This window comes from Bacillus sp. R45, from assembly GCF_021729365.1.
Classification (GTDB): Bacteria; Bacillota; Bacilli; order Bacillales; family Bacillaceae; genus Bacillus; species Bacillus velezensis.
Genome location: NZ_CP091421.1, coordinates 2586740 through 2610679 on the forward strand (window position 1 = coordinate 2586740; position 23940 = coordinate 2610679).

Below are 23940 nucleotides of genomic sequence, written 5' to 3' on the forward strand. Positions count from 1 at the left end.
TCATCCCCCGCTTTATTCGATTTCTTCCAGAAGCCCATACGCCTCTTCTTTTGTCTGAACGGAGAGCAGCCTTTCCCGATAGCTGTCATCCATCAGTTTTCGGGATAACATCTGCAATATTTTCAGATGCTGATTTCCGCCGCTTTCCTTCGGTACGGCAATCATAAAAATCAGTTTTGCATCAGAACCATCAAGGCTGTTCCAGTCAACACCCGAACGTCTTATTCCGAATGCGACACCCGGCGTTCTGACGGCATCAGACTTTCCGTGCGGAATGGCGATATTCATACCTATCGCCGTGGTTCCCTGCTGTTCACGGCTCAAAATGGCCTGTTTAAATCCGCTGTCAGACAGAAGCATACCTTTACGGGACAATTTCTCGATCATTTCATCGATAATGTCATCCCTCGTTTCGCCGGATAAATGCGGTTCAATCAAGTCCGTGCTGATAATGTCAGTCAGTTTTTTGATTTCGGTCATCCCGGCTTTTCGGCTGTCAGCCTGAGATGGTTCCTTTGTTTCTTTTGCCGCTGCAGCTTCATTTGGTGCGGCAGACGGCAGCACCTCACCGGGCGCGGGGGATTTCGCCATATCTTTCTTCAGTACATTAACCAACAGAGCGGTGACAAGAGAGCCTGCTGTTACAGCGATAAAAAACATCAATACATGATCTACTGCTCCAAGTACAGCAACGATGGGGCCGCCGTGTGCCACTCTGTCCCCCACATGGCCGATCATCGCTATCACCGAGCCGGTCATAGAACCCGCCATAATACTCGGGATCACACGAAGGGGATCTTGGGCCGCAAATGGAATGGCTCCTTCCGTGATACCGAAAAGGCCCATCGTAAATGACGCTTTTCCCATTTCTCTTTCTGCGGCGGCGAATTTTCTTTTTCCTAAAAACGTCGCAATCCCAAGCCCTATCGGCGGTATACAAATGGAAACGGCAATCGGGCCCATAATTTCATAATTTCCTTCTCCGATCATTGCCGATCCGAATAGAAAGGCCACCTTGTTTACGGGTCCTCCCATATCAAAGGAGATCATCGCTCCTAAAATCAATGCCAGGAGAATTGAGCTCGAGCCTTTCATTCCCGCAAGCCAAACCGTTAATGATGCGAAAATATGAGCGACGGGGGCGCCGATCAGAAATACAAACGCCAAACCGACGATCAGTGAGGCAAACACCGGAATAATAATGATCGGCATAATCGGCTGTATTGCTTTAGGAACTTTACATTTTTTGATTCCAAGCGCCGCATATCCCGCCAAAAATCCCGCAATGATTCCTCCAAGAAATCCTGCGCCGCTTGCACTGTCGTAAAAGCTGCCGGATGCCGCAATATATCCGCCGATCATTCCGGGGACAAGACCCGGCTTATCGGCGATGCTGAACGCGATGTACCCGGCTAAAATCGGGATCATGAATGAAAAAGAAGCGCTGCCGATCTGTTCAATCGTTTTCCAAAAAGACGCATCCGGAATGACTAATCCCTTTGGTGTTTTTTCTCCTCCAAGCGTCAATGCAACCGCTATCAATAATCCGCCGACGACAATGAAAGGAACCATAAAAGAAACGCCGTTCATTAAATGACGGTAAATCGGGTTTTGTTTTTTGCCCTGCTGACTTGCGGTTTGAGCTTTTGAAGCAGATTGATAGACCGGCACTTCACCGCTAAGCGCTTTTTGAATTAATTCTTCCGGTTTGCGGATGCCTTCCTGAACCCCGACGGCCAGCAGCTTTTTTCCCGCGAATCGGTCTTTGTTCACCGAACGGTCCGCCGCGATAATGATTGCGTCTGCTTCCCGGATTTCCTCTTCGGTCAGCCTATTTTCCACCCCGATTCCGCCCTGGGTTTCCACTTTGATCTCAACGCCTAATCTGCCGGCTGCTTTTTGTAAATTTTCAGCAGCCATATACGTATGGGCAATGCCGTTCGGACATGATGTAATCGCTAACAGTTTCATATAAATCCTCCTTTGCAGTCTGAATTTCAAGATCTTGTCTCAACTTTATACTGAAATCAGCCTGTGATAAGCGTGTTTTTTTACCATAAGTTCCGGAAATAACGGCATTTTTCCCTATAAACAGAAAAAAAGCAGGGAGCCATTCCCTGCTTTTAATAGTTTAAATACGATAAAAACGTCATCACATTTTTTTCTTCCGTCAGTTTTTGAATAAATGCCGGCTGCTCGCTAAGATAGGAAAGCTCACTGAATAATTGCTTTACCTTGTTTTGATCTTCGTGTTTGACGGCAAGCATAAATACAAGCGACACCTTTTCCGTTCCCCACTCAATGGGCTCTTTTAAGGTGGCGATTGCAATGGCTGATTGTTTGATATATTTAGAGTTCGCGTGAGGGATGGCAATACCCGCCCCGATATTTGTCGCCGACATTTTTTCTCTCATTACTGCATGAATGCCATACTCTTTTTCTACATAGCCTTTTTCATACAAAGCCTGCGCCAGCTGTTCAATAACCTGATAACGGTGCTCTGTCTCTTGCTGTAAAAAAACGAGAAACGGAGTCGTATCATTCAGCATTTTAAACGTTTTTTGCTCCCGGCGGTGTGATGTATCAAGCTGTTGCATAAATGCGCTGAGCTTCTTTTCATCAGCAGGTTCCAAAAGCGGTGATACGACGATATGAGGGATCGTTACATTTCCAAGCCCTATCGTAGAAATGACGAAATCTATATCTTTATGCTTTTTGATATACTCTGTCAGCTCCGCTTTTGCGATACAGTCTTTTATCGTAATGTGGTGAAATTTGCGTTCAATTTTAGTCTGCAGCAATTGCGACATGCCAATGCCCATATGGCAGACGATGATCGTCCTTTTAGGGTTATGACTGCTTCGGCGCAGCCGTTCGATCGCTGCCTGAAAATGCAGGGTCAAATAGGCCGCCTCTTCTTCAGGAATATAAAGATCAAATGTTTGATTGATGTCTTCTAAAACGTCAATGATAAGATGAAACAAATAAGGATACATTTTTTTGATGTCGTGGAGCATGGGGTTTGAAACAGAGAGATCATAGCTCAGCCGCTTCAACACCGGATCGAGATGAATGTTCAATCCGTTGATCAATTCCTGGTCTTTGTGAAAATCCAGCATTTTCAGTTCTGAAACACGATTGATCAAATGCCTGACGACTTTGGAAAGCTCAGAACCTTCAAGATCAAGCTTCTTTTCTTGCTGCAATGGATAGCGGACTTTCCCGCCTATTATATGTAAAGTTAAATAGACGGCTTCTTCCTCGGGAAACCGGATGGCAAATACCGGCTCAAGCCGTTTTAAACAAGCCAGTGTCCATTCATATTCTTTCTTCTTTTTTACCGCCTCCAGCTGCCTTGCAGAGATGGCGACCGGCTGTTTCATTTTGATACGGCGGATGGTCAGCAATGTATGCAGCAGCAAACTTTCAAATGTTTCATCCGTAAAATAGATAGAATGGTTTTTTTGTAATAACTTGATTTCTTTTCTCACAAAGTCCGCTTCATGACTTAAAAACTTACTTTTTATAAATTGGCTTGTAAACTCCGCATTATCAATCAAATCTGAAATTCGCGCCAATGCTTTTCTTTTGTTTTTTTCGTCCCCTTCAATCTTTAAGCCGAGCCGCTGTTTAGAAACCAGTGTGAGATCAAATCGCTTCAGCCACTCTTCAACCGCACTGATATCCTTTTTAATGGAAGCTCTGTTTACAAAATGCTGTGCGGCAATTTCTTTTGCGGAAACGGGCTTTGAATTCATTAATAAATCATAAGCGATGTGAAGTATTCTTTCTTCATCGGTCTTGTGCCTGCATGTAAAGTGCTCATTATAAATATGCCGGCTTAACCGTGACCTTTCCTGTTCAGATATATGTAAATAGACGCCTAATCCCGGTTTGCGGATCAGCTGAGCTTGAGCATGTTCATTCAGGAAATCTTCAATCGTTTTCAAATCATTCCTGATCGTTTTTTCAGAACAGCGGACCCTGTCTGCGAAATCTTGCACAACTAAGTAGTCATCAGGTTCAGATAACAACAGATACAAAATCTTTTTCTGTCTTGAATTCATGTATTTCATCTGTTTTTCTATCCTTCCTGTCCGTTTCTGCTGGAGCAATTGTGATAGGTTAAATATACCGCGCATACGAAACCGTTTTCATTGTATAGTGAAACAAAAGAGTAAAAAGTTTTGTTTTTTACCGCAGATTCCGGAAAAATCATGTTTTATACTGAGGCTGTTCACCTTTGGTTGACAACAAAACACCAACCGTTTTTAAACGATTGGTGTCGGCAGCGAAAACCTGCTGTTACAGCCAAAATGTTTCGCCAAGCGCTAATGCTTTCAGGTTTTCAGGAGGTAATGCACGCCGGGCCCACTCGCCGTGCAGTCTGCTTAATGCTTCCGGGCCTGTATCATCAGCAAGCCGGAATGCCCCGTAATGCATGGGAATGAAACTGTCAGCCTTCAGCTCTAAAAAAGCTTTCACGGCGTCTTCCGGATTGATATGTGACACTTTCATAAACCATTCGGGTTCGTATGCTCCGATCGGCATCAGAGCCGCCTTAATACGAAACCTCTCTCCGATTTCTTTAAAGCCTTCAAAATAGCCTGTATCTCCTGCAAAATAGATGGACTCGCCGTTTTCGCTTTCTATGACCCAGCCTCCCCAATGAGAAGTATCGGTATCCCAAAGCGTTCTCCGGGTCCAGTGCTGGGCCGGAACAAATGATATATTCACCCCCCGCATCTCAAAACGATCCCACCAATTCATTTCATGAACCTTTTTGCGGCCTTTTTTGATGAACAGCTTTTTCAATCCCGCAGGCACGTAAAAATCCGGGTTTCCTCTCAGTTTTTTTATACTCGGAAAATCAAGATGGTCATAATGCCCATGTGAGATGAGCACGGCATCAATGTCAGGCAGTTCGCTCAATTCATATCCCGGCTCTGTCAGCCGTTTTTGAAAACCCATCCTCCGCGCCCATACAGGGTCGGTCATTATGTTAAGCCCCTGTATTTGGATCAGAAATGAAGAATGGCCGATCCATGTTATGGCGGTTTCCGTCCGATTGACGGCAACATCACGGACATCCCTTGTGACCGCTTTCGGAATATTCTCGCTTAAATCTTTACTTTTTTCTCTTCGTTCTTTCATCCATTTCCACATGTCCATGAATCCATGTTCATTCTTCACGCCATTCAAGTTTTCATATCTTTTTTTCATTATCATTCTCCCTTGAAACGTGTATTCCATTAGATCCACCGGACATTTATACAATGTCTGTAAATACCGCCCCGCTTGCTTCGGCTAAATCATGAGGCGCTACTTTTAGCTGCATTCCGATTTTCCCCGCACTGACAATCATAAACGCCAGTGTTTCAGCGGATCTATCAATAAAAGTAGGAAACCTTTTTTTCATTCCGATCGGAGAGCAGCCGCCGCGTATATAGCCGGTCACTCCCAAAAGGTCCTTCATTGCAATCATTTCTATTTTCTTCTCACCTGCCGCCTTCGCAGCCTTTTTCAGATTCAGTTCTTTTGCAACGGGAACGACAAAGACGTAATAACGATCAGTTCCTGCAGATGCCACTAAGGTTTTATAAACATATTCGGCAGAGTATCCGATTTTTTGTGAAACGGAAAGACCGTCTGCGGGCTGTTCCCCTTCTGTTTTGTAACCTAATAGCTCATAGGGAATGTTTTGCTGCTCAATGATACGGACAGCATTTGTTTTCACTGTTTTTTTCGCCATGGTTTTCCTCCGTTTTCTGTATTTCTTTCTGCTTTATTTTCAACTTCGATTTTAATAAAATGACCGCTCAGTTGCGTGCTTTGTAATAATCAAGTGCAAACTGTTTAAAACGCTCAGCAGCGGGAGAGAGAGCATGGTTTTTTAACTGGGCTAACGCTATGGTGCGTTCGCATTGGTAATCTGCAACCGGGAGAAAAACGACCGGAAAGTATGAATGCTCCGCGGTTTTCGGCAGCACTGCAGCCCCCAGACCCGCGGCGGTCAGCCCTAATATGGTTGACACTTCCTCTCCTTCAAATGCGAGATGCGGGTGTATATTCAAATCCCGGCACATCAGATCAAACATATATCTCAGCCCGTATCCCGGTTTAAATCCGACAAAATCCTCGTCCTGCATCTCTTTCATTTGAATGCTTTTATTTCCTGCAAGCGGGTGGTTCTCAGGAAGCACCGCATAAAGAGGCTCTTTCTCCAGCACTGTCCATTGTAAAAGCTCGCTGGGAAGCGGCGGGGAGCTGAGACAGATATCCGCATCTCCCGTTTCCACCATTTTGCGAAGCGTTTCATTTGCGCCTTGATAAAGCCGGAAGGTCACGTTTGGGTATAGCTTTTTAAATTCGGCAATCAGCTGAGGCATCAAGCGCAGCCCGAGCGTATGAAGAAAAGATACAGATATTTCGCCGTGTTCCAGGCTCATATTTTTTTTCACTTGTTCAACGCCTTCATTTAAAGCTCGTCTCGCTTGTTTTGCTTTTATTAAGAACTGCTCTCCGTGCCTTGTCAGCCGGACGGCTTTTGTCTCTCTGTAAAATAACGGCGCGCCTAATTCTTCTTCGAGCCTGATAATCGATCGGCTTAATGCCGGCTGAGAAATCATTCTTTCTTTTGCCGCATTTGTGAAATGCTGATGAGTTGCCGCCGCAATGAAGTTGTCAATTTGATGAAGCTCCATTTTCTCCTTCTCTCCTTTCCTCATAACCTACACGCATTAATTCTATAGTTATTATAAATTAGACACATTGAAATGAAAAGCGTACGATACATATATAACCAACAGTGAGAAAAGAGGGACATTCATGACGTTTATTCAGCCTCATACAAAGGCTTACAGAAAGGCCAGCTTGGCTCTGTTTATCAGCGGCTTTGTGACATTCGCCACGCTTTACACGACACAGCCGCTTATGCCTTTGTTTTCGGAAGAGTTTCATATTTCCGCTGCGGCTGCCAGCTTAACTTTATCCATCTCAACAGCCGTTTTGGCATTTTCATTATTGGCCGCTGCTTCGTTGTCTGACGGATTCGGCAGAAAAAAATTAATGGTGCTGTCGTTAACAGCCACTTCTGTTTTAGGTCTATTAACAGCGTTCAGTCCGGCTTTTCCGGCGCTTTTGGCGATGAGGGGGCTGCTCGGTATTTTTCTGGCAGGCGTTCCTGCTGTCGCTATGACATATGTAGGCGAGGAGTTTGATCCGAAGGGCCTCGGGAAAATGATGGGCCTGTATATCAGCGGCACAAGCATCGGGGGAATGAGCGGCAGGCTGTTAACGGGGCTTCTGACTGATGTATTCGGCTGGCGGCCGGCGCTTGCCATTATCGGCATTCTTTCTATTATATTAAGCTATTTGTTTTGGCGTTTTCTTCCGGCTCCGCGCCATTCATCTCAGCGGCATGCGGGCGTAAAAGCGGCATGTAAGGAATACGGAGCGGTTCTACACCGCAAACGGCTGCTTTTGTTAATATCTCTGGGATTTATATTAATGGGGAGTTTTGTGACATTATATAATTATATCGGCTTTCATTTAATGGCGGCTCCTTATCATTTGTCACAGACTGTAATCGGTTTTATTTTTATTGTCTATCTCGCGGGAACGTTCAGCTCTGTCTATATGGGGAAAAAAGCAGATCTTTTCGGAAGTGCAAAAATGATTAAGATTGCGATTTTTGTTATGCTTGCCGGCGCAGCGGTGACACTTTTGCCCCAGCTTGCCCTTAAAATTGCGGGCATTGCCGTGTTTACCTTCGGCTTTTTCGGCGCACATTCAATTGCAAGCGCCTGGGTCGGCCGAGCAGCCGGTGATCAGCGCGCGCAAGCTTCTTCATTATATCTGCTTGCATACTATATCGGGTCAAGCGCGGCCGGGTCTTGCGGCGGTTTCTTTTGGACGCATTTTCATTGGATCGGTATCATTTCATTTATTTCGGTTTTGCTATTGCTGTCTTATCCAATTTTATTTGTGGCGGAATTCAGAAAAAAGGGACATAGCCGCCTGCATGTAAATCAATAAAAACATTAAAGATTTGTGTCTTTTGTCCGATACTAAAGATAAGGCCGGCACGATACTCCCTATAACTATTCCTTTTGATTCAGTAGATTTCAAATATCGTGCCGGCTTTCTTCAATTAAAACACAATCTTCAATTGCCTTACGCTTCTGTTACACACCTGCCCAAACATCTTTCGCATATCTTCCTTCCACCTGCAGCTGTTCAAGCCAATTCGAGGAAACTTTTGAATCAGTGTTATGCACCTTTTCATACGCCTGAAGCAGTACATTTTCGACAGCCGGAGCCATTTTGCTTCCGTCTCCGCATATATAGAGATGGCCGCCTTGGTCAAGAAGCGCAATAATCTGTGCAGCCTCGCGAAGCAGGACATCCTGTACGTAAACTTTACAGTCCTGATCTAATCTGGAATACGCCCGATGCACGGTGACAAGGCCGTTTTTCTCCGCATGGTCGAATTCATCTTTGTACAGATCGTCTTCTTCAGGGTGTCTGCAGCCGAAGTATAAATGAGCTTCGCCCAGGCTGTTACCGGACATTTTTTCTGCAGCCCGCGCCTGGATAAATCCCCTGAACGGTGCAATTCCGGTGCCTGCTCCGATCATAATGAGAGGCGTTTTCGTATTTTCGGGCAATTCGAAACCCGACTGCGGCGAGCGGATGAAACAGACGGCAGAATCGCCATTTTGTAATCCGGCTAAATAGTTCGAAGCCACGCCCTTGTATTCTCCCCGGCCGCTCCACGCCGGAGCCGTCACAACGCCGACCGTGATACTGAGCTCCCTTTTGTTTGCCTTCGGTGAGCTTGAGATTGAATAATAGCGCGCCTTTAAGGACGGCAGAAGTTCTAAAAAGCGCTCAAACGGCAGTTCACAAGCCGGATAATCTTCCAGCAGGTCCAGCATGGTCATTCGTTTTTTCAGCACGTTTTCTTTATATGCCGCATCGTCAGAATAAAGATGCTCCAATTCTTTTTGGTGCGGCGGGCACACGGTATGGGCGGCAAGTTCGCGAAGCTGGGCTCTCGTTGCCGGTTCCTGCAGCTCTACATATGACGCCAAAAGCTCAGGCGCATTAACCGGCCGGTCCATCGGCAGATGAGGCAGCTGCCGGCCCTTGATCTTAAAGTGCTGATTTGGGTCGAGACCGAATCGGCGAATGACACGGCTGATCAGTTCCCCGCTGTTTTGCGGAAGCACCCCGAGATGGTCTCCTTCCCGATACGTTTCGGTCTTCGGGAGACGCAGCTCAATATGCCGGACTGAACGCTTGCTGCTTTCGGTATGAAGCTCTTTGTTTGTGATGACTTCCGCCTCAAATGCTTTGTACGTTTTGGCAATCGGCGTCTCGGCTGCTTCACTTACGTATTCGATTGATAACTGTGATTTGTTTGCCTGTTTTGGAGCGGCCTCTATATGAAAAGCCTTCATGATGTCCTTCCAGAATGAGTCTTCCCAGGCTTCCTGACTGTACTCAAAATCATCGGCATTGTCGCCCTCCCCGATAGAAGTCAGCCGTTTTGCCCCTTTTTCTTCAAGCACTTTGTCTATCAGGCGGGGGATTCTCTGGTAAGTGGCGGCCCAGTTGCGGTCTCCGCAGCCGAAGACGGCGTAAGAAACACCCTTTAATTCCTGATCCTCAAGGGTTTCCGTCCATTTCACAAAACCCGCCGCATTATCAGGCGGCGCCCCGTTATAAGAAGCCGTCACAATAACGACTGCGCCTTTTACAGGCAGTTTCCCGGCATAATCATCAAGCGGGCCGGTTTCAGTTGAAAATCCTTTGCTTCTGCCGATGTCAGCCAGCTCTTCCGCGATTCCTTCCGCAGTTCCCAAATTTGAACCGTAAAGAATGAGAAGCGGCGTTCCGTGGGACGGGATTTCTTTCATTTCTTCTTTGTGACCGCCGCCTTCAGCTTTATGGTTTTGTACGGGCTGATGATTGGACACGTCCTTGTTTTTTACACGGATTTTAAAATCACCGGGCTTAATGGTTAAAGCTTCTTTAATCGTAAGCTCATAATCAGTATGATCAATCAGTTCAAAGTGTTTAAGGACAAGGCCGAGCACCATTGTCGCTTCCTGCAGGGCAAACTGCATCCCGATGCATGCGCGCTGTCCGTTTCCGAACGGCTTATAGGCATCAGCCGGAATTGCCGCGGGATCGCTGAACCTTTCCGGACGGAATAGCTCGGCATCTTCTCCCCACGCGCTTTTATCCCGGTGAAGCTGCGGAGTCAGAATCGTCACCGGCTGTCCTTTCGCAATCGGATATTTCCCGCCGAGAACCGTATCTTCTTTCGCGTACAGGGAAAATGCCGGGGCAGTCGGATACAGCCGCAAAGTCTCGTTTAACACCATGCGGATATATGTCAGCTGCTGAATCTGCTTATATTCAGGTGTCTCTCCCGTCAGCACCCGCTCGGCTTCCTGAACGGCTTTTTTCAATTTATCTTTATTTTTCAGCAGGCAGTAAATCGCGAATGAAAGCAGTCCGCTTGTGGTTTCATGCCCCGCGATCAAAAAGGTAATGATTTGATAACGGATATTTTCATCATCCAGCCTTTCACCCGTTACAGGATCTTTCGCTTCAAGCATCAATGCTAAAAGGTCAGACAGATTCTCATCCGGATTTTCCCTCCGCTCAGCTATGATCCGGTCTACGAGTTCATTCATCACTTCAATATCCTGCTGGAACTGATGTCTCGTTTTGATCATCAGCTTGTCCTGCAGGCTGTGTCTCTGCGATTGGCGCATTGCCTCCTGCAGCGCGCGAAGCATACTTGTGATAAAAGGATGCTGTGTGTCGCGGTAAAAGCTGTTAAAGCGGTAATGAAATCCGCACAGGCCGATTGTATCTAGCGTCAGGCGCGTCATATCTTCGGCAACGTCAATTTCTTCATTCGGATTTAATCTGCTCCACTTCTGCACGAGCTGCATGGCAATATCAAGCATCATTGAATGATAGCCTTTCATCGCCTTCTGGCTGAAGCTCGGCAATAAAATCCGATGCGCTTTCTGCCAATTCTTTTCGTGAGTCCAGCTCGTAAATAGTCCGTCACCGCCAAACTCACGGACTTTCAGCAAGGCTTTGCTGAGGTTTTTATCAAATCGCTTTTCATCACAGACTTCTGCCGCGAGCTCGCGGCCTGAGACGAAGACCCCGACAGAGCTCGGAAATTCGAAACGAAAGATCGGGCCGTATTCTTCGGCAATTTTCCAGAGCGATTGTGACAGTTTTTCTTTTTCCAAGTGAGGGAGATTTTTCAGAGGTCCGTATGTTTTCGGCTGCGGTATAGCGCTTAGCTGTTTCATATCGATCTTCCTTCCTTCGGCGAATAGTTAATGAGTTCTGATGGCATCCCAAGAACATTGTTCCAATTCTTTCAGAAACGGTTTTGTTATTTCGACGCTTCCCGTCCGGATAAGCTGATAGAGTTTGAGATATGCCCCGAGCAGCAGCGCCATCAGCACATTGGACGGCAGATTGCGGAGCACACCTTCAGACTTGCCGCGCTGAAAAAAGACGTCAAGCATCTGTGTTATTTCATCAAGAAGCTTACGGCTCGTTTCATTCAGAAAGTAGGCGTCCTTATTCGTTTCAAGAAAAAACAATGCATACTCACTTTCCTTCGTAAAATCAATCAGACAATAAAACAGGTGATGAAACCCTTCTCTTACAGAGATACCCTGAAAGTCCGTTTTGACTTTTTTCATAAAACGCTGCGCACTTTCCTGATACAGTACGTTCACAAGTGTCTCTTTACTGTCAAAGTAACGGTAGATTGTGCCGGTTCCGACATCGGCCTGAGCGGCAATCATCGGAATCGTCGTTGCGTCAAATCCTCTATCTGTAAACAAAGTAAGCGACGCTTTCATAATGAGTTCAACCTTGTTTGAAGCTGTCATTTCATCCCCCTTTCCAGATGCGGAATGAATATTCATTCCGTTTGTTCAAAATATTTAAAATGTACGGTCATCTGATTACCATTGTATAAGAAAAAAACTTTTTTTAATATAAAATAGATGTGAAATAACCAAAAATAAGGAAATATGCCCAATTTCACAAAAAGAGCTGCAGTGACTTAAGCAGCTCTTTTTATTTCCCAAGAAATATTCTATTTAATGGCAGTAATAAAATGGAACGAATCTCTGCTGACAACTGAAATGTCTCTGAAATGCTGATCATAGAGCACCTCAATCACATCCTTCTCACTCATCCGCGAAGGTTTCAAAACCATATAGAAACACCCGTCAATTTGAAGAACGCGGTACACTTCTTTACATGCTGTCCTGTAATCGATGACTGTTTCAGCAGTATGTAATGAGAAAACTTTATGAAAGCTGCGATCGCGGAACGGTAAGCTTTCAGGCCTCCCCTGCTGAATGTTTCCGCGCCCGGCTTTTATAACCGAACGGTTTGCGCGCTGTGTTTTCCGTATTTTACGTTTCGATGTTTCTATGCTTTTAAGACTGCCCTTTTCAAGCTGTCCGATGATTTGTTTAAACATTGAGCCGTTTCCGGTCCCGATTTCCAAAATGCGGTCGTATTCCTGTATGTCCATCAAGATTTGCTGAATGACTGACTCTGCCGGTTCTGATGCAGCAAAGTATTTCGCGCGCATTCGTTTTAATGCTGAAGATGTATGTTGCAACATTGTATAACACCCGCTTTTCCATTCCTGTGATTTATTATTCAGAAATAATATTACCTCGTATTAGTATGAGGTACTAACTAGACGCACTTCTCTTCATGAACGTTTCGATTTATTTGAAATTTATATTTGTTTTCATAAAAAAAAGACGGAAAACGTAGGTTTTCCGCCTGCTCTAGTACCAATAATACGGTGCTATATATCTTGTCTGCCGGGAAAGCGCCGCCATTCTCTGCCGGCGATACGGGTTGCCGTAGCCGTGTTTAAATGAATGGGGCATTGACGCATACCCGTGCCCGATGGATGGAATTCTGTTCTGACCGCCTTGCATGCTATCACCCGCTTACCAATTTTTCTTTCTTTACCATGGTATGCAGGCCGTCTGCGACGTGACAGCAACATCCTCGCTAAACCTGGTCCTTCTCCATTGTGTAATGATTCAGCAGTTCAATTCTGAACATGATGATCTCCTCCTTCTCCTCCGTTTTGGCCCTTCGTGTCCGTTCAGTTCATATAAAAGTGTTTCAGCTGGCGTTCTTTCGCTTCATTATAAAACTCTTCGACCTGCTGTTCTCGTTCATACTCTTCCGCACTTTTAAAACGCTTTGAAATGGTCAGTGTTAAAAAGAAAAGATTAATGGTCATTATCGCTCACCCCCTTTCAATATCCGCACAAGCGAAAATAACCCGCAGCAAACTTCATATGCGCTGCGGGCAGACTAAATCCGCAGACAAAAGAAGACGTGCTTCTTTCCCTGCGGGGAGCTGCGAATGTCCTGATACTCCGAAATTAACGTGCTTGACGGGCAGAGGTTAAGGAAGGACACGAACTCTTCCACAGGCTGAATCGGTTCAATTGTAAATTTTGATTGCCGTTTAACGTCGTCATGTGATTCAACCTCCCTTTGCTTTTTTCTTACTTTGTAAGTATATCCATCAGCTTCCATTTTGTAAACATTTTTTTCAAGATTTGGACGGAAAATGTGCTGGCATTCCGCTTCAATTGTCCGTGTTTTCCGGCATCTTTCTTACCTCAGGAAACTCTTTTCATCCCTTGCTTTTTCTGATCTTTTTTTGAATATGCAATAAAATAAATAAGGCCGACAAACACTGCCCCGCCGATTACATTCCCGATAAAGGCCGGAATGAGATTGCCAATCAGATCACCCCACGAAAAAGAACCTGCAAAAATCGCAGCCGGGATGATAAACATATTGGCTACAACGTGCTGAAAACCAATCGCGACAAACGCCATAATCGGAAACCATATACCCGCGATTTTTCCGGCACCGTCTTCTGCGCCGAAAGAAAGCCAGACGGCCAAACAGACAAGCCAGTTACAGCCGATCGCCGAAACAATAACTTTTCCAAACGGCATATCCAATTTGCCTTGTGCGACCGCAATCGTTTTTTCCAAGTAAGGTCCTGTTTCGGTTAATCCGACAACATGTCCGAAAAAGTAAGCGACAAACAGTGCGCCGACAAGATTCATCAACGTCACGATCACCCAATTTTTCACTAATGCACCGGCGGATATTCTTCTGGAAAAAAGCGCCATAGATACCGACATCATATTACCCGTAATCAGCTCCGCGCCGGCAAGAACGACGAGCACCAATCCGATGGGAAACACGGACGCCCCGATTAAACTCGACAGGCTTCCCCATTCTTTCGGAAGGTCGCCGATGACACGGATATCAAGCAAATAACCGAGTGCGATAAACGCTCCTCCCAAAAATCCTAATACAATCAGTGCTGAAAGCGGTGAATGCACCTTTTTTACCCCTGATTCGACCGCAAGCTCCGCTATTTCGTCCGGTTTACGAAAAGCCATAATAACCCCTCCATTTATCATTTCAGCCCCGCAGTTTCCAAAGACGCCTAACAAAAAAGGCAGCATTCAAACAGCCCGTCTAAAACGGGTTTGAATGCTGCCTAACTTGTATGCATACCCATACAACAATATCAAGCAGAATGAAAATATCAGCTATAGAAAATGTACAGATCATGCACACATTCCATAAAATTCGTCCTTAAGCCACTGCAGGCAGTTCATATCATATCAAATGTGACAATTTCGTGTCAATTGAATTTTTTTCAGCTTTTGATTTCTTCACGGCGCTCTTCAATTGTTCGGTCAAAGACAAATACAGACACCGCAATATTCTCTTCGATCTTGATGTCTGAAAACAGATGCACGAGCTTTGCTCCGATGAGCTCTTCCATTCCGTCAGGCGTTTGTTTTGAATACAGTTCCTGAATTAAGCTGGTCCGCGCCGCATGAACCATTTCTCTTCCTTCAGGCGTGCGTGCGATAAACTGCTCACTTGCGCTTAGATTGCCGTAAAGCGTTGATACCGCCATGTTATCCACAAAAACGGTGTGAATTCGTTCCGGCCCCTTTCCAAATAATTCTTTGCGCAATTTCCGGATAATATCGTTAAATTCATGAATTTTTTTAGACATATTGTCCCCTCCGATTTTAGCCTATGAAAGACATTCCCGGTTCCCCTTTGTGACATTTCACCTGGTTAAAGTTTTCCTTTCGTATTGTATTATAATAAATATCACCTTATAATAAAAGCAGTGAAGATGGATTTGTAATAGGAAACGTGTTATGAGTCTATCGTTTTATACAAATAGGATTGGTCTGTTAGTAAGACTTGCTAGTGAACTATTCCGCCATGCGTATTTATACCGTTCTCCGGACAGGAGGCCGGTATCTATGTGCATGGCTTTTTTTCGAGTTTAAAAGATGGAGGGGAATTGGAAGTGACAGACGTTCAGTCTATCCGTGTCAAAATTGACGGCACGGAGTATGAAGCACCAGAGGGGTCTAAGATTTTAGATATTTTAAATCAAAACGGAATTGAGATTCCGCAAATATGCCATGTACCGGAAGTAGATCCGATTCAAACATGTGACACCTGTATTGTTGAAGTAAACGGGAAATTGCAGCGCTCTTGTTCCACGGCTGCAGAAAACGGGATGTCCATCTCGCTTACGTCGGGAAGGGTAAAAGAGGCTCAGACAGAGGCCATGGACCGCCTGCTCGAGAATCACCTGCTTTACTGTACGGTATGCGATAACAACAACGGCAACTGCACACTGCATAATACAGCGGAAATGATGGGAATTGAGCATCAGAAATATCCGTATACGCCGAAAGATGATTCAAAGTGCGCGGTTGATATGTCTCACCCGTTTTACCGCTATGATCCGAACCAATGCATTGCCTGCGGCCAATGTGTGGAAGTGTGTCAAAACCTTCAGGTGAATGAGACCCTTTCAATTGATTGGGAGCGCGACCGCCCGCGGGTCATTTGGGATGAAGGCGTCGCCATTAATGAATCATCCTGCGTCAGCTGCGGCCAATGTGTCACTGTCTGCCCTTGTAACGCACTGATGGAAAAATCAATGCTTGGCCAAGCCGGATTTATGACAGGAATAAAAGAAGATGTCATGGAACCGATGATTGATTTAGTGAAAAATGTTGAACCCGACTATACAAGCATCTTCGCCGTGTCAGAAGTGGAAGCGGCTATGCGCGATAAACGGACGAAAAAAACAAAAACAGTCTGCACGTTCTGCGGCGTCGGATGCTCTTTTGAAGTATGGACAAAAGGCCGTGACATCCTTAAAATTCAGCCTGTTTCCGATGCTCCGGTTAACGCGATTTCCACTTGTGTGAAAGGGAAATTCGGCTGGGACTTCGTAAATTCGGAAGAACGGATTACAAAACCGCTTATCCGGAAAAACGGCGCATTTGTTGAATCGTCATGGGAAGAAGCTCTTGATCTTGTCGCTTCAAGACTCGGTTCGATCAAGGCCGAACACGGAAATGGTTCTGTCGGCTTTATTTCTTCTTCTAAAATTACGAATGAAGACAACTACGTTATTCAAAAATTAGCGCGTCAAGTATTTGAAACCAACAACGTGGATAACTGTTCACGCTACTGCCAGTCACCGGCAACGGACGGCTTATTCCGCACAGTCGGTATGGGCGGTGATGCCGGCACAATTAAAGATATCGCAAAAGCGGGCCTCGTGCTTATCGTCGGCGCCAATCCGGCGGAAGGACATCCGGTTCTGGCCACACGCGTGAAACGCGCCCATAAGCTGCACGGACAAAAATTAATTGTTGCCGATCTGCGCAGAAATGAAATGGCTGAACGGTCCGACCTCTTTATCAGCCCGAAACAAGGGACTGACCAAGTCTGGCTCATGGCAGTGACAAAATATATGATTGACCAAGGCTGGCACGATCAAGCGTTTATTGATGAGAATGTCAACTACTTTGAAGATTATAAAGAAACGCTGAAAAAGTATACATTAGAATATGCGGAGCGCATCACCGGACTTTCTCAGGATACGATCATCCGCATTGCCGAAATGATTCGTGATGCAGACGGCACTTGTGTTCTTTGGGGCATGGGCGTTACCCAGAATACAGGCGGCTCTGATACATCAGCGGCGATTTCCAACCTGCTGCTTGCCACAGGAAACTACCGCCGTCCGGGCGCCGGAGCTTATCCGCTGCGGGGACATAACAACGTTCAAGGCGCTTGCGATATGGGAACTCTTCCAGGCTGGCTTCCGGGGTATCAGCATATTACCGATGATGCGGCACGCGCTAAATTCGAAAAAGCTTACGGTGTTGAAATTGACGGCAAGCCGGGTCTTGATAATATTGAAATGCTCCATGCGATTGAAGAAGGAAACATGAAAGCCATGTATCTCGTCGGTGAAGATATGGCGCTCGTCGATTCAAACGCCAACCATGTTCATGACATTTTATCCAGCCTTGATTTCTTTGTTGTACAGGATATTTTCCTTTCAAGAACGGCGCAATACGCGGATGTCATCCTGCCTGCGGTTCCATCTCTTGAAAAAGACGGAACATTTACAAACACAGAGCGTCGTGTACAAAGATTGTATCAGGCGCTTCCGACACTCGGCGATGCCAAACCCGACTGGTGGATTATTCAGGAGGTTGCCAATCGTTTAGGCGCTGATTGGAATTACACGCATCCAAGCGACATTTTCTCAGAAATGGCGAGCCTTTCTCCTCTGTTCGGAAAAGCAAGCTACGACGTTCTTAGCGGCTGGAACAGCTTCCTGTGGGGAAGCTTTACGGGAGAGAGCACTCCGCTTCTTTATGAAGACGGCTTTAACTTCCCGGACAAAAAAGCCCGTTTTGCGCTGAGCGATTGGGTGGAGCCTGCCGTATTCCCTGAAGAATATGACCTGCATATTAACAACGGACGGATGCTTGAACATTTCCACGAAGGAAACATGACAAACAAATCGAAGGGCATTCAGTCTAAAGTGCCGGATGTATTTGTTGAAGTATCGCCGGAGCTCGCGGCTGAACGCGGAATTTGCGACGGAACAATGATCCGGCTCGTCTCTCCTTTTGGGGCGGTTAAATTGAATGCGCTTGTGACAGACCGTGTCCGCGCAAATGAGCTTTATCTGCCGATGAACTCTACAGATAAAGATTCTGCGATTAATTTCCTGACCGGGCCTGCGTATGATTCACGGACACATACACCTGCCTATAAACAGACAAAAGTCCGCATGGAAGTGCTCGGTTCCTGTGATACACCGCCGCTTCCGAAAACGAATCCGCGGAACAAAAAACGTCATCCGCAAAACGGTGTGGAAGCTCAGCGAAAATGGAACCGTCCGGGCTATGTGCACCTAACTGATTAAGGAAAGGAGGAAACATAATGGCAAGCCCAATTACTGAAATTCAAAAAGAAACGAAAACAGAGGAACAGCTGAAAGCTGAAAAACTGGAAGAACTGAAGACGCTTCTCGCAGAAAATGAAGAAGCCGTCGCGAAAACGATGTCCATTATGGCAGAGCTGAATGGCTTGGGCATTTTTGATGCCGCCGGCTATATGCTCCAGGCAAAAGAGGAGATTGCCAAAATCGCACTCGGACAGATTTCCCGGGAACCTGTCACCAATCTCCTGAATACGATGATGGCCGCGGGAGGCGCGCTGTCAAAAGCTGATCCCGAATTTATGGGCAGACTTTTAGAAAGCGCCATGGCCGGGACGGATCAGGCGCAAAGATTTTTAAAAGAGGACAGGAAAGTCAGTATGTTTGAACTGATGAAAGCCGTCGGTGATCCTGATATTAACCGCGCGCTCGGCTTCGGGCTGCAGTTTTTAAAAGGAATGGGAAAAGAATTACGCGAAACCCCTTCTGAATAAGAAATGAAAAAGCCATTGTCAAAAGACAATGGCTTTTTTTTATTCTTCGGCCTCTTCCAGCCTCTTTTTATAAATAAGTGAACGGTCAACGCAGAAATAAGCGCCCGCTAAAAATGCACAATCCGTTACAAACATCAGCATTTTCTGGCCCGCAGTCAGCCCTTGTCCGGGAAGAACCGCGCCAATATAAATGAAGGTGCTGACTGCAAGCAGAATAAATGCGTAATGCTTAAAATCTTCTATTAATGATTTCAGTCTTTTCTTCTCCATATAAGGTCACCTGCCAGTTTTATAGTCTACCAACATTATAATACAAGCTGACAGCCGACAGAGAATGTAAATCTATCCATTCTTTATAAAAGTGAATCAAGCGCCTGTTTCACATCCGCCGTTAAATCCTCAGTATCCTCAATACCGACTGAGATCCGTACGAGCCCGTCGGTAATGCCAAGCGCAAGACGGCGGTCGCGCGGGATCGAAGCGTGCGTCATTCTGGACGGCACGGAGATTAAGCTTTCAACCGCTCCTAAGCTTTCCGCGATTGTAAACAGGTTCAATTTTTCTAAAAACGCGTCGACGCGTTCACTGCTGCCGATATCAAAGGAAATCATTCCGCCGAAACCGGAGCTTTGCGCTTTTGTCAGCTCATGGCCCGGATGTTTCGCTGATCCCGGATAGTAGAGCGTCTGAACGGCATCATGCGCTTCAAGCAGCTCGGCGATTTTCCCGGCGCTGTGATTGATGGCATCCATTCTGAGTCCCAGTGTTTTAATGCCTCTCATTAAAAGCCATGAATCCTGCGGTCCTAAAACGCCGCCTGTTGAGTTTTGCACATAATGAAGCTTTTCACCGAGCTCTTTATCAGCCGTGACGACTAAGCCGCCGACGACATCGCTGTGGCCGCCGAGATATTTTGTCGCGCTGTGCAGCACGATGTCCGCGCCGAAGCTGAGCGGCTGCTGGAAATACGGCGTGTAAAACGTATTATCGACGATAAGCAATACGCCCGCTTCTTTTGCGATGTCAGACATCAGTTTGAGGTCAGTCACTTTCAATAGCGGGTTTGTCGGTGTTTCGATATAAATGGCTTTCGTATTCGGGCGAATGGCCTTTTTGACTTTTTCTTCACTGCTCGTATCAACAAAGTCCGCTTCAATACCGAAGCGGTTCAGCACACCTGTCATCACCCGGTAAGTGCCGCCGTATACATCATCCGTCAAAATAACATGATCGCCGCTGTCAAACAGCATCATGACGGCAGTAATCGCAGCCATGCCTGAGCCGAACGCATATCCCGCCGCGCCGCCTTCAAGCTCCGCAATTAAGCTTTCAAGCGCCGTCCGCGTCGGATTGGCCGTTCTTGAATATTCATAACCCGTATGCTCGCCCGCTTTCGGCTGCCGGTACGTGCTTACTTGATAAATCGGTACGGAAACCGCTCCTGTTTTTTCATCTCCCGTAATTCCTCCGTGCACCATCAGCGTTTTTTTCTTCATCTTACTGACCTCCTTGAAAAATGTTTTTGCTTATATATCGATCGCTGCCGTCAGGGAAAATAGTGACGATATTTGATCCGGCGGGCGCTTTTTTCGCTTCTTCAAGCGCTGCATAAAGAGCCGCCCCTGAAGAGCTTCCGATTAAGAGGCCTTCTTTCTCGGCCGCTTCTCTGACAAGCGAAAACGCCGTATCGTCTTCCACTGTGTAAATGGCGTCAAAATGGTTCTCGTCCATATAATCAGGGATAAACTCCATGCCGATGCCTTCCGTTTTATGGGCATGCGGCTCTCCTCCGTTCAGGATCGAGCCTTCCGGTTCAACGATCACCGTTTTGACGGCAGGATTTTTCTCCTTTAAATAAGCTGCCGTACCGGCAAAGGTGCCGCCGGAACCCGCTCCTGCGACAAAGGTGTGGATATCCCCGCCGAGCGCGTTCCATATTTCAGGTCCGATCGTTTTATAGTAAGTCAATGGATTTACTCGGTTTTTAAATTGCAGAACGGCATAAGAATTATTAATCTCTCTCTCCAGTTCAAGCGCTTTTCGAATGGCTCCCTGCATACCTTCTTCTCTCGGCGTATGCACGATGTCCGCTCCGAGAGCTTTCATAATTTGCTGCTTTTCTCTGCTGAAATGCTCCGGGACGCAAAAAACGGCGCGAAGCTGATGCTTTCTGGCGCACAGAGCGAGTCCGATCCCGGTGTTTCCGGCAGTCGCTTCGATGATAACACCGCCCGGTTTCACCTTTCCCGTGCGTAGCGCATCTTCAATGAGCATTCCGCCCAGCCTGTCTTTAATGCTTCCGCCCGGATTCATCATCTCAAGTTTAGCATAAACCGCTGTTCCCTCCGGTATATCAAAATGCTTGAGACGGAGCAGCGGTGTATTTCCGATCAGTTCTGTAATATCTGTTATCACGTTCAATATATGTCCTCCTCCTGGAAAAGCGGAGGAGAACGAGAATCCCCCGCTTAGTGAATTCGTTTGATGACATTCAGGACAAGCTCAGTTGAATGAACGGCAGCCTGTTCTAAAAATTTATCAAATGAAACGTCAGATTCTTTTCCGGCAATATCAGATAAAGCTCTGATGACAACAAAAGGCGTTTTGAACTGGTGGCACACCTGTGCGACAGCCGCAGCTTCCATTTCAACCGCGTACAAATCCGCAAATTTGGCGCGTACGTCTTCAACCCGCTTCGGATCATTCATAAAAGAATCTCCCGTAGCGATTGTGCCTTTGGCGACTTGAATGCCGTTCAGTTCAGAAACCGCTTCCTCAGTAATACTGATCAGCTTTTCATCAGCTTTGTATGCTGCCGGAAGACCCGGCACCTGTCCGTATTCATAGTCAAACGCCGTCACATCCACGTCATGATGGCGGACATCTGTTGAGATGACGACGTCGCCTACATTCAATGTATGATGAAAACCGCCCGCTGAGCCTGTGTTAATCACATAATCAGGTTTGAAACGGTCAAGCAGAAGCGTCGTGCTGATCGCGGCGTTGACTTTTCCGATCCCCGATTTCAGCAAGATAACTTCGACGCCTTCATAGCTGCCCGTCGTAAACTCACAGTGAGCGATCATCTCTTGTTTTGCGTCTTTCAGTTTGCTTCTTAAAATCGTAACTTCCTCTTCCATTGCTCCGATGACTGCCAGTTTCATTTATACACAATCCCTTCGATTTACCGTTTAATCGCCTCCATTATCCAGACAAAGTCATTTTGCTGCGTAAACCGCGCGGCAAATCCCTCTTCTGAAAAGATGTTTTTCATTGTCCCGAGTGTCGGATAATGTTCCGTCTTTAAATCGTCCGCTAATTGATGATAGCCGTTTCGGATTGCTTTTTTAATTGTTTCATCATAAGCTTCATGATCTTTAAAGACGGTATCGGCAAACACTATTTTATCATGCTTCTGAAGGATTGTGCCATATTGCTTTACAGCCGCTTGCTTTTCTTCATCGGTTAAATGATGAAAGGCGTACGAGCTGACGATGGTATCTATTTGAAAAGGCGGAGCGGGAAACTCCAGAAAATCTCCGTCACTGAACACGGCTTTGTCAGAAAGCTTGTCAGCCGCCAGTTTTCTCATTGACGGAGACGGTTCTACACCAAACACCTTTTTGTTCGCGGCGGCTAATTTCGCCGTTAAATTCCCTGTGCCCGGTCCGAACTCTAAAACGTTAGAACCCGAAAGTGCGACGATGCTGTCAAGAATATTGTCATACCCTTTAAAAACATCAGCGTATTGTTTGTCTGCCCCGTGCACTGTGGCATCATAAGTCGCTGCCCAATCTTCAAATAATGGAATAAATTCACGGCCCATATTTTTCACTCTCCATAATTTATAATTCCTATGAGTATAGTATGGATTAATCGTGGAACAGTTCCTATCCTATCACAAAAAAGAATGGAAGGGTACTAAAATACTTTGGGATTATTGCGCAATTACGGCAGAAAGGCTTATACTTTCATTGACTCAGAAGAAAAATCAGGAGGATCTGTACTGATGAATTTTCAATTGGATTTAATCAAAGATAAAGTAGAATTTTTCGAAGCGGCATCTTTGCAGGAGCTTGAAAAGAAAATAAACGTTCAGGTTGAAAACAACCAGGCGATTATGCTTCGCGTCCGTTCTGTATCCCATCAGGTGACGGCCGTTGACGGCAGAATCCTTTACAGCGCGTCGGTGCATTTTTCAGCTGACGTATGACAGAAAAAAGCAGCTGAATAATCAGCTGCTTTTTTGCGGTTATTTTAACGTTTCTACTTTTGTCGGCTTCCAGCCTTTTTTGTCTTTCCAAGTGATGGTGACCTGATACTTTTTGCCGTTCGTTTTGTCTAAAACTTTACCCTTCGCATCTTGCGGGCTTCCATTGTTTCCGAGCCACAGCACTGTCATGTGATCTTTTGACACGCCTGTTGCGTAAGAGATGGCGTCAAGCATTTCGGACCAGTCTTCAGAGCTTGAGTCATACGTCGCCGCATGTTCTCCCGTCTGCTTTGTTCCGACCGCTTTCCATTTTGGGTTAACAATTGTTTTCTCAACATCGCTTGATGAGCCGCCCTCTGTTATTTTTGCGCCTTTAAAAGGATCGCTTGAATCAGAGTCTTTTTTGCTGCTGTCATCACTTTTCGATGAATCATCGTCTTTTTTGCTGTCAGAGTCTGAAGATGAATCAGATGTGTCCTTATCCTGTTTATCTTTTTTGTCATCGTCTGATGCCGTATCTTTTTTGCTGTCTTTTATGTCTTCATCCGATGTCTGCTTCGTCTTGCCTGATGCAGGTGTTTCCTGCTTCTGGCTCGTGTCCGCTTTTTCGCTCACGTCGCTCGACGGACTGTTGATGAAGAGGCTGACTGCAACGACGACAATAAGAATAGATACGATAGCAATTAAAATGTTAAGCACCATATTTGCTTTTCTGCGCTTATCACGGTTTTCAAAACGAGATTGTTTATTGCTCAATCATTCTGCACTCCTTTATCCCTCTTGCTCAGCATATATTTTAACATGGGCTGAGCGGT

The 23940-nt window shown here is 46.0% G+C and carries 22 protein-coding genes; 4 read left to right on the top strand and 18 right to left on the bottom strand.

The genetic code is table 11. The features are described 5' to 3' along the window. Positions 1–12: 12 nt before the first annotated feature. The 5 genes from L3V45_RS12655 to L3V45_RS12675 form a co-directional block, all read right to left on the bottom strand. Complete coding sequence (locus L3V45_RS12655) at positions 13–1971, bottom strand: fructose-specific PTS transporter subunit EIIC (protein WP_236837022.1); 1959 nt, start codon at positions 1969–1971, stop codon at positions 13–15. Between the two features lie 152 nt (positions 1972–2123). After that, positions 2124–4076 carry a mannose transport/utilization transcriptional regulator ManR gene (locus L3V45_RS12660; RefSeq protein ID WP_236837023.1) on the bottom strand — a complete coding sequence of 651 codons (1953 nt, stop codon included), beginning with the start codon at positions 4074–4076 and terminating at the stop codon, positions 2124–2126. A gap of 229 nt (positions 4077–4305) precedes the next feature. Then, positions 4306–5223 (bottom strand): MBL fold metallo-hydrolase, encoded by a 918-nt coding sequence (locus L3V45_RS12665; protein WP_072588437.1) that lies wholly within the window; start codon positions 5221–5223, stop codon positions 4306–4308. A 46-nt stretch (positions 5224–5269) separates the two neighbouring features. Next, positions 5270–5752 carry a Cys-tRNA(Pro) deacylase gene (gene ybaK / locus L3V45_RS12670; RefSeq protein ID WP_069013536.1) on the bottom strand — a complete coding sequence of 161 codons (483 nt, stop codon included), beginning with the start codon at positions 5750–5752 and terminating at the stop codon, positions 5270–5272. A 67-nt stretch (positions 5753–5819) separates the two neighbouring features. Next, positions 5820–6704: a LysR family transcriptional regulator gene (locus tag L3V45_RS12675; RefSeq protein WP_003152795.1), complete on the bottom strand. Its 885-nt coding sequence runs from the start codon at positions 6702–6704 to the stop codon at positions 5820–5822. Between the two features lie 124 nt (positions 6705–6828). On the opposite strand from L3V45_RS12675, the gene L3V45_RS12680 reads away from it, so the two are divergent. Then, positions 6829–8037: an MFS transporter gene (locus tag L3V45_RS12680; RefSeq protein WP_003152792.1), complete on the top strand. Its 1209-nt coding sequence runs from the start codon at positions 6829–6831 to the stop codon at positions 8035–8037. Positions 8038–8186: 149 nt separating this feature from the next. Here the strand turns inward: L3V45_RS12680 and L3V45_RS12685 are convergent, their stop codons facing one another. From L3V45_RS12685 to L3V45_RS12715, 7 genes are all read right to left on the bottom strand, one after another. Continuing rightward, complete coding sequence (locus L3V45_RS12685) at positions 8187–11348, bottom strand: bifunctional cytochrome P450/NADPH--P450 reductase (RefSeq protein WP_236837024.1); 3162 nt, start codon at positions 11346–11348, stop codon at positions 8187–8189. Positions 11349–11375: 27 nt separating this feature from the next. Further along, positions 11376–11942: a TetR/AcrR family transcriptional regulator gene (locus tag L3V45_RS12690; RefSeq protein WP_003152789.1), complete on the bottom strand. Its 567-nt coding sequence runs from the start codon at positions 11940–11942 to the stop codon at positions 11376–11378. Positions 11943–12151: 209 nt separating this feature from the next. Next, the gene (locus tag L3V45_RS12695; RefSeq protein ID WP_003152788.1) at positions 12152–12691 is read right to left on the bottom strand and encodes a class I SAM-dependent methyltransferase; all 540 of its coding nucleotides are present in this window, start codon (positions 12689–12691) and stop codon (positions 12152–12154) included. A gap of 172 nt (positions 12692–12863) precedes the next feature. Further along, a complete protein-coding gene (locus L3V45_RS12700) occupies positions 12864–13019 on the bottom strand; it encodes a hypothetical protein (protein WP_007408227.1) in 156 nt (51 codons plus the stop codon). Between the two features lie 173 nt (positions 13020–13192). After that, positions 13193–13333, bottom strand: a complete 141-nt coding sequence (locus L3V45_RS12705; protein WP_003152787.1) for a YrzI family small protein — start codon at positions 13331–13333, stop codon at positions 13193–13195. A 388-nt stretch (positions 13334–13721) separates the two neighbouring features. Next, positions 13722–14522, bottom strand: a complete 801-nt coding sequence (locus L3V45_RS12710) for a formate/nitrite transporter family protein (RefSeq protein WP_007408225.1) — start codon at positions 14520–14522, stop codon at positions 13722–13724. 263 nt (positions 14523–14785) lie between these two features. Then, positions 14786–15154, bottom strand: a complete 369-nt coding sequence (locus L3V45_RS12715; protein WP_003152783.1) for a Na-translocating system protein MpsC family protein — start codon at positions 15152–15154, stop codon at positions 14786–14788. 306 nt (positions 15155–15460) lie between these two features. Here L3V45_RS12715 and fdhF point away from each other — a divergent pair, with 306 nt between their 5' ends. Next, on the top strand, positions 15461–18403 hold the full coding sequence (gene fdhF, locus L3V45_RS12720) for a formate dehydrogenase subunit alpha (protein WP_094247929.1): 2943 nt from the start codon (positions 15461–15463) through the stop codon (positions 18401–18403). A 17-nt stretch (positions 18404–18420) separates the two neighbouring features. After that, positions 18421–18912: a helical membrane plugin domain-containing protein gene (locus tag L3V45_RS12725; protein WP_003152780.1), complete on the top strand. Its 492-nt coding sequence runs from the start codon at positions 18421–18423 to the stop codon at positions 18910–18912. Between the two features lie 39 nt (positions 18913–18951). Here L3V45_RS12725 and L3V45_RS12730 read toward each other — a convergent pair whose 3' ends face one another. The 5 genes from L3V45_RS12730 to L3V45_RS12750 form a co-directional block, all read right to left on the bottom strand. Continuing rightward, positions 18952–19182 (bottom strand): YrhC family protein, encoded by a 231-nt coding sequence (locus L3V45_RS12730; protein WP_003152779.1) that lies wholly within the window; start codon positions 19180–19182, stop codon positions 18952–18954. An 83-nt stretch (positions 19183–19265) separates the two neighbouring features. Then, on the bottom strand, positions 19266–20408 hold the full coding sequence (locus tag L3V45_RS12735) for a bifunctional cystathionine gamma-lyase/homocysteine desulfhydrase (protein ID WP_003152778.1): 1143 nt from the start codon (positions 20406–20408) through the stop codon (positions 19266–19268). A 1-nt stretch (position 20409) separates the two neighbouring features. Further along, positions 20410–21333 carry an O-acetylserine dependent cystathionine beta-synthase gene (locus tag L3V45_RS12740; protein ID WP_014305481.1) on the bottom strand — a complete coding sequence of 308 codons (924 nt, stop codon included), beginning with the start codon at positions 21331–21333 and terminating at the stop codon, positions 20410–20412. Positions 21334–21380: 47 nt separating this feature from the next. Then, positions 21381–22076: a 5'-methylthioadenosine/S-adenosylhomocysteine nucleosidase gene (mtnN, locus tag L3V45_RS12745; RefSeq protein ID WP_003152774.1), complete on the bottom strand. Its 696-nt coding sequence runs from the start codon at positions 22074–22076 to the stop codon at positions 21381–21383. A gap of 20 nt (positions 22077–22096) precedes the next feature. After that, on the bottom strand, positions 22097–22738 hold the full coding sequence (locus L3V45_RS12750) for a class I SAM-dependent methyltransferase (protein ID WP_003152772.1): 642 nt from the start codon (positions 22736–22738) through the stop codon (positions 22097–22099). A 183-nt stretch (positions 22739–22921) separates the two neighbouring features. Between L3V45_RS12750 and L3V45_RS12755 the strand changes: the two genes are divergently transcribed. Next, positions 22922–23125 carry a YrzA family protein gene (locus L3V45_RS12755; protein WP_014470751.1) on the top strand — a complete coding sequence of 68 codons (204 nt, stop codon included), beginning with the start codon at positions 22922–22924 and terminating at the stop codon, positions 23123–23125. 39 nt (positions 23126–23164) lie between these two features. Here L3V45_RS12755 and L3V45_RS12760 read toward each other — a convergent pair whose 3' ends face one another. Further along, a complete protein-coding gene (locus tag L3V45_RS12760; RefSeq protein WP_014305483.1) occupies positions 23165–23881 on the bottom strand; it encodes a YrrS family protein in 717 nt (238 codons plus the stop codon). Between the last annotated feature and the right edge of the window lie 59 nt (positions 23882–23940).